Annotated in this window: 1 pseudogene; it reads left to right on the plus strand. The window is 38.6% G+C overall.

What is annotated here, in order from left to right:
* Positions 1-104 precede the first annotated feature (104 nt).
* Positions 105-236 (plus strand): annotated as a pseudogene (locus HC723_RS17235) (AlpA family phage regulatory protein); the annotation flags it as partial.
* Positions 237-251 lie beyond the last annotated feature (15 nt).

A 251-nucleotide genomic window follows, 5' to 3' on the forward strand; every position in this document is an offset into this window, starting at 1 on the left:
TGCTGGCATAGCCAGCAGGTGTTTTTTTGTTGTTACTGGATTTGAAGGTGGCATTGAACACTACAAGTTACAAAACGGTATTTTTCTACGTGCCAGGTAATCACATGGGAACCAATAACATAGGAGGACGTCCCATGAGATTTCTAAAACTAAAAGAAGTAATGCAAAAGACCGCCCTTAGCCGTTCAGCGATTTACAGAAAAATGAATGATAATAACTTTCCGCAATCAATCAATCAATTTAGGTGATAG

The organism is Vibrio sp. S11_S32 (assembly GCF_014694465.1).
In the GTDB taxonomy this organism is placed as follows: Bacteria; Pseudomonadota; Gammaproteobacteria; order Enterobacterales; family Vibrionaceae; genus Vibrio; species Vibrio algicola.